General features: G+C 65.9%; 6 protein-coding genes. 5 read left to right on the top strand and 1 reads right to left on the bottom strand.

Annotated features, from left to right (window positions below):
• The first annotated feature begins 163 nt into the window (after positions 1-163).
• Together ACQKQA_RS14460 and preA are read left to right on the top strand one after the other, a co-directional pair.
• A complete protein-coding gene (locus ACQKQA_RS14460; RefSeq protein WP_427558470.1) occupies positions 164-1531 on the top strand; it encodes an NAD(P)-dependent oxidoreductase in 1368 nt (455 codons plus the stop codon).
• Complete coding sequence (preA, locus tag ACQKQA_RS14465) at positions 1531-2805, top strand: NAD-dependent dihydropyrimidine dehydrogenase subunit PreA (RefSeq protein WP_427558473.1); 1275 nt, start codon at positions 1531-1533, stop codon at positions 2803-2805. The genes ACQKQA_RS14460 and preA overlap by 1 nt, the downstream gene beginning before the upstream one ends.
• A 255-nt stretch (positions 2806-3060) precedes the next feature.
• On the opposite strand, the gene ACQKQA_RS14470 is transcribed toward preA, so the two are convergent.
• Positions 3061-3681 (bottom strand): TetR/AcrR family transcriptional regulator, encoded by a 621-nt coding sequence (locus ACQKQA_RS14470; protein WP_427558476.1) that lies wholly within the window; start codon positions 3679-3681, stop codon positions 3061-3063.
• Positions 3682-3918: 237 nt separating this feature from the next.
• Between ACQKQA_RS14470 and ACQKQA_RS14475 the strand changes: the two genes are divergently transcribed.
• The 3 genes from ACQKQA_RS14475 to copD all read left to right on the top strand — a co-directional run bounded on the left by ACQKQA_RS14475 (position 3919) and on the right by copD (position 5677).
• Positions 3919-4359 (top strand): acetyltransferase, encoded by a 441-nt coding sequence (locus tag ACQKQA_RS14475; protein ID WP_427558479.1) that lies wholly within the window; start codon positions 3919-3921, stop codon positions 4357-4359.
• Positions 4360-4450: 91 nt separating this feature from the next.
• Entirely contained in the window at positions 4451-4813 is a 363-nt protein-coding gene (copC, locus tag ACQKQA_RS14480) for a copper homeostasis periplasmic binding protein CopC (RefSeq protein ID WP_427558482.1), read from the top strand.
• Between the two features lie 3 nt (positions 4814-4816).
• Complete coding sequence (gene copD, locus ACQKQA_RS14485) at positions 4817-5677, top strand: copper homeostasis membrane protein CopD (RefSeq protein WP_427558486.1); 861 nt, start codon at positions 4817-4819, stop codon at positions 5675-5677.
• Positions 5678-6056 lie beyond the last annotated feature (379 nt).

Here is a 6056-nt window from a genome sequence, read left to right on the forward strand (position 1 = left end):
TACGGCCGCTTCGCAGCCGATCGCAGCCTCGCCGGGGCTCGACAGCGGCTACAGAGCGGCGCAGCAAGTCGGCGGATCAGCAAGTCAGCGAGATGGCTGTGCCCGCTCGTGAAAAACAATGCCCGTCAGAGGCAATCGATAAAAAAACCGTGAGGCCCGAACCGTGATCAAGACCCTGAACCACTTGCCCCGTCCCACCGAGGACGGGGCCACCCTCGCCGGCCATTTCAGCGACCTGGCGCCGCCGCTCAACGAGCGTCAGGCGCACCTGGAGGCCTCGCGCTGCCTGTATTGCTACGACGCGCCCTGCGTCAACGCCTGCCCCAGCGAGATCGACATTCCCTCGTTCATCCGCAACATCCACACCGACAACGTCCAGGGCGCGGCGCAGAAGATTCTCTCGGCGAATATCCTCGGTGGCAGCTGCGCGCGGGTGTGCCCCACGGAGATCCTCTGCCAGCAAGCCTGCGTGCGTAACAACGCCCAGGAATGCGCCCCGGTACTGATCGGCCTGTTGCAGCGCTACGCCCTGGACAACGCGCACTTCAGCGAGCATCCGTTCCAGCGCGCCGCCGCCACCGGCAAGCGCATCGCCGTGGTCGGCACCGGGCCGGCGGGGCTGTCCTGCGCCCACCGTTGCGCCCTGCACGGCCATGAGGTGGTGATATTCGAGGCCCGGGAAAAAGCCGGCGGCCTCAACGAATACGGGATCGCCAAGTACAAACTGGTGGACGACTTCGCCCAGAAGGAGCTGGATTTCCTGCTGCAGATCGGCGGCATCGAGATCCGCCACGGGCAGAAACTCGGCGACAACCTGAGCCTCACCGAGCTGCGCCAGCAGTTCGACGCGGTGTTCCTCGGCCTCGGCCTGGCCGCCAGTAAACAGCTGGGGCTGGCCCATGAAGACGCCCCCGGCCTGCTGGCCGCCACCGACTACATCCGCGAACTGCGCCAGGCCGACGACCTCAGCCAGTTGCCTTTGGCCCACCGCTGCATCGTCCTCGGCGCCGGCAATACCGCGATCGACATGGCGGTGCAGATGGCCCGCCTCGGTGCTCATGACGTCAATCTGGTGTACCGCCGTGGCCTTGAGGACATGGGCGCGACCCACCACGAACAGGAGATCGCCAAGGCCAATCAGGTGCGCCTGCTGACCTGGGCCGCGCCCGAAGAGGTGCTGCTCGACGACCAGGGCCGGGTACGCGGCATGCGCTTCGCCCGCACCCGGCTGGTGGAGGGTCGCCTGCAGACCACCGGCGAGACTTTCGAGCTGGCCGCCGACGCCATCTTCAAGGCCATCGGCCAGGCCTTCGACCCTGCCGCCCTGAGCGACCCGCTGGCCCGGGAACTCAAGCGCGCCGGCGAGCGCATCCAGGTAGACGAACAGCTGCGCACCAGCATCCCCGGGGTGTATGCCGGCGGCGACTGCGTCAGCCTCGGCCAGGACCTCACCGTGCAGGCGGTGCAACACGGCAAGCTGGCCGCCGAGGCCATGCATGCCCAACTCATGCTCAACGTGGAGGCTGCGTAATGGCCGATCTGTCGATTGTGTTTGCCGGTATCAAGGCCCCCAACCCGTTCTGGCTGGCCTCCGCGCCGCCCACCGACAAAGCCTACAACGTGGTCCGCGCCTTCGAGGCCGGCTGGGGCGGCGTGGTCTGGAAAACCCTCGGGGAAGACCCGGCGGCGGTCAACGTCTCGTCGCGCTACTCGGCGCACTTCGGGCCCAACCGCGAAGTGCTGGGCATCAACAATATCGAGCTGATCACCGACCGCTCCCTGGAGATCAACCTGCGGGAAATCACCCAGGTGAAAAAGGACTGGCCGGACCGGGCGCTGATCGTGTCGCTGATGGTGCCCTGCGTCGAGGACTCGTGGAAAAATATCCTGCCGCGGGTGGAAGCCACTGGCGCCGACGGCATCGAGCTGAACTTCGGCTGCCCCCACGGCATGCCGGAACGGGGCATGGGCGCGGCGGTGGGCCAGGTGCCGGAGTATGTCGAGCAGGTGACCCGCTGGTGCAAGACCTATTGTTCGCTGCCGGTGATCGTCAAGCTGACGCCGAACATCACCGATATCCGCATGGCCGCCCGCGCCGCCCACCGCGGTGGCGCCGACGCGGTGTCGCTGATCAACACCATCAACTCCATCACCAGCGTCGACCTGGAGCGCATGGTGGCCAACCCCATGGTCGGCAGCCAGAGCACCCACGGCGGTTATTGCGGCTCGGCGGTCAAGCCCATCGCCCTGAACATGGTGGCCGAAATCGCCCGCGATCCGCAGACCCGGGGTCTGCCCATCTGCGGTATCGGCGGCATCGGCACCTGGCGCGACGCCGCGGAATTCGTCGCCCTGGGCTGCGGCGCGGTGCAGGTGTGCACGGCGGCGATGCTCCACGGCTTTCGTATCGTCGAGGAAATGCAGGACGGCCTGTCGCGGTGGATGGACAGCCAGGGCTACCACAGCCTGCAGGACTTCTCCGGCCGCGCCGTAGGCAACACCACCGACTGGAAGTACCTGGATATCAACTATCAGGTGATCGCCAAGATCGACCAGGAAGCCTGCATCGGCTGCGGCCGCTGCCATATCGCCTGCGAAGACACCTCGCACCAGGCCATCGCCAGCCTCAAGCAAGCCGACGGCACGCACAAATATGAAGTGATCGACGCCGAATGCGTGGGCTGCAACCTGTGCCAGATCACCTGCCCGGTGCAAGACTGCATCGACATGGTGCCCCAGGACACCGGCAAGCCGTTCCTCGACTGGCAGCATGATCCGCGTAATCCGTATCGCGAGGCGGTTTGAGGTTCACCCGGTAAATAGCATGGGTTGCACTGGCCTCATCGCGGGCGGCGATCCGACTTACCCGCGATAACCGACACAGCACCTGATCCTGTAGCCGCTGCCGAGCCCCGGCGAGGCTGCGATCGAGGACGCAGTCCTCGCCAAACCTGCCCACGCGCTTTACCGGGAGGAATGCGGCGCCTGGTTTTGCGGCCGCTACGCGCCCGATCGCAGCCTCGCTGGGGCTCGGCAGCGGCTACAGGTTTCGCGGGTGCCTTAAGGCTCCAGCCCGATCCCCCGCAGGATCACGCTGGTCACGGTCTGCACGGCTTTTTCGAACTGCATGTCCGACAGCGGCTGGTGGTCGTTGATAATCATGATCTGGTGGTCGAAGTCGGCGTAATGCTGGGTCGAGGCCCAGATCATGTACAGCAGGCTCGAGGGTTCCACCGGCAGGATGCGCCGGTCGTCGACCCACTGGCGGATCTTCGCTTCCTTCATCTTCGCCCAGTCGTACAGGCTGGCATCCAGCGCCTCGCCCAGGGTCGGCGCGCCGTGGATGATCTCGTTGGCCCAGACTTTCGAGCCATGGGGCCGGCTGCGGGAATGGTTCATCTTGGCGCGGATGTAGCTGCTGAGCACCACCCGCGGGTCGTCGAACCTCTCGAAGCACAGCGCATCCTGCTTCCACAACTCCAGCAGCTCCAGCAGCACCGCGCTGTACAGCTCGCTCTTGGTGCTGAAGTAGTAATGCAGGTTGGAACGGGGCAACTGCACCTCGGCGGCGATATCGGCCATGGCGGTGCCGCTGAAGCCTTTTTCGGCGAATACCTTTTCCGCCGCCAGGAGGATTTTCTCGACGTTGCTGCGACGGATTTCGATCTTGTGATTGCCCATGGGGGCTCCCTGAAAACAGTCTGCCGCAAGACTAGCATCCGCCCTCGTACAAAAACGAAACTTCCTGCGCCACGCTTTTCCCGGCGCGGTTCATTGGTTAGGATCGCTGCCTCCTGACTTTCCAGGATCCTGAAGTGTTCCGTCCAGGCGTTGATTCGCGACACGGACATGCAGGCCGTCTCCGACGCCGAACGCCTCGCGTTTCGGCCATCCTGTACGCCTCCATGGATCATGCTCATGTACATTCGCAAACGCTGCGCCGCCGACGACGCCCCACTCGCCGCCCTGTGGGAACGCTCGGTACGGGCGACCCACGACTTTCTCGCCGAAGACGATATCCAGCTGCTGTTCCCGCTGGTGCGCGACGCCTACCTGCCGTCCCTCGAGGTCTGGCTGCTGGAACTCGCCGACGGCACCCCGACCGGCTTTATCGGCAACGCCGGCGACAAGGTGGAAATGCTCTTCATCGAACCGGCCCATCGCGGCCAGGGCATTGGCCGGCAACTGCTGGACCATGTCCGCACCCTGCAGCCGCGGCTCAGTGTCGACGTCAACGAACAGAACCCCCAGGCCCACGGCTTTTATCGGCATTACGGTTTCGAAGACGTCGGCCGCTCGGAAACCGACGGCCAGGGCCGGCCGTTCCCGATCATCCATATGCGCCTCAAGGCGGGCTGAAAGCGGGCCCGGGTTTCATCCTGCGGCCCCGCCGCTCTCCCTATACTCATCGGCGCACTGACAGCCCGACTCACTGCAAAAGGTATTTCCCATGTTGAAAAAACTGCTGACCGCCAGCGCCCTGCTGGCCTCTCTCGTCGCCGCTTCCTCGGCCTTCGCCCACGCCCACCTGAAAAGCCAGACCCCGGCGGCCGACAGCACCGTCAGCGCACCGAACGAATTGCGCCTGGTGTTCTCCGAAGGTGTCGAGGCGGCCTTCAGCAAAGTCAGCCTGAGCAAGGATGGCACGCCGGTGGCGGTCAAAGGCCTGGCCACCGAAGGCACGGACAAGAAGACCCTGATCGTGACCCCGGCGGCGCCGCTGGCGGCCGGCGACTACAAGGTCGAGTGGCACGCGGTGTCGGTCGACACCCACAGCAGCGAAGGCAGCTACCGCTTCAAGGTCGGCCAGTAACCGATGTCGACCCTGCTGGTGCTGTGCCGCTTCGTGCATTTCGCGGCGCTCCTGCTGCTGTTCGGGGCCTGGGTGTTCAGGCCCCTGCTGCTGGGGCGCGCACCCTTGGCCGGGCTGGATCGCCGCCTGCTGCGACTCGGCCGCTGGCTGGTCTGGACCGCCCTGGCCAGTGGGGTCTGTTGGCTGCTGCTGATCACCGCCAGCATGGCTGGCAGCAGCGCCGCGGCATTGGACCCGAGTACCTTGCGCCTGGTGCTGGGCAATACCTTCTTCGGCCAGGTCTGGACCTGGCATCTGCTGCTCAATGCGCTGTTGGCGATACTGCTGCTGACTCGCCTGGGCCAGCGCCTGTCACTGCGCCTGCCGCTCGCCGCCCTGCTCTTGGCCACCCTCGCCCCGGTGGGCCATGGTGCGATGCTCGAGGGTCTCAGCGGCCAGTTATTGATCCTCAACCAGATCGTGCACCTGGGCTGCGTCAGCCTGTGGCTCGGCGGGTTGCTGGTGCTGCTGATGGTGTTGCGGCAACCCGAGGGTCGGCCGCTGGAACAGGTTCTGCTGCGCTTCAGTGGCGTGGGCTACGGGCTGGTGGGCGGGTTGCTGGTCACCGGCCTGATCAACGTCCGGGTACTGACCGGGCAGCTGTGGCCGACGCCGCTATTTTCGGGCTTTGCCCTGATCCTGCTGATCAAGGTACTGCTGGTGCTGGGCATGTTCGCCCTGGCCCTGTTCAACCGCCTGCAGATCGAGGATTGCCAGCAGCGCCTGGGCGCCCTGCGCACCAGCGTCGCCCTGGAATGGCTGCTGGGCCTCGCCGCCGTGGCCGCCGTCTCCCTGCTCGGCACCCTGCCGCCCCTCACCGCCTGACACCGCCCCTTGTAGCCTCTCACCGCCCCTGTAGCCGCTGTCGAGCCTTGGCGAGGCTGCGATCGGGGCGCAGCCCCGTAGACCTGGCGGCGCGGTGTAACTGACTCTGCGCGGTGCCTGGTTTTGCGTCCGCTTCGCGGCCGATCGCAGCCTCGCTGGAGCTCGGCAGCGGCTACAAACCTGCCACCTGACACCGCCCCCTGTAGCCGCTGTCGAGCCTTGGCGAGGCTGCGATCGGGGCGCAGCCCCGTAGACCTGGCGGCACGGTGTAACTGGCCCTCGGCGGTGCCTGGTTTTGCGTCCGCTTCGCGGCCGATCGCAGCCTCGCTGGAGCTCGGCAGCGGCTACAAACCTGCCACCTGACACCGCCCCCTGTAGC

The organism is Pseudomonas sp. NPDC089530, from assembly GCF_050280705.1.
In the GTDB taxonomy this organism is placed as follows: Bacteria; Pseudomonadota; Gammaproteobacteria; order Pseudomonadales; family Pseudomonadaceae; genus Aquipseudomonas.

Coding starts and splice junctions, on each gene's coding strand:
- preA (WP_427558473.1), top strand. CDS start 1,531: ATGGCCGATCTGTCGATTGTGTTTGCCGGTATCAAGGCCCCCAACCCG.
- ACQKQA_RS14475 (WP_427558479.1), top strand. CDS start 3,919: ATGTACATTCGCAAACGCTGCGCCGCCGACGACGCCCCACTCGCCGCC.
- ACQKQA_RS14470 (WP_427558476.1), bottom strand. CDS start 3,681: ATGGGCAATCACAAGATCGAAATCCGTCGCAGCAACGTCGAGAAAATC.
- copC (WP_427558482.1), top strand. CDS start 4,451: ATGTTGAAAAAACTGCTGACCGCCAGCGCCCTGCTGGCCTCTCTCGTC.
- copD (WP_427558486.1), top strand. CDS start 4,817: ATGTCGACCCTGCTGGTGCTGTGCCGCTTCGTGCATTTCGCGGCGCTC.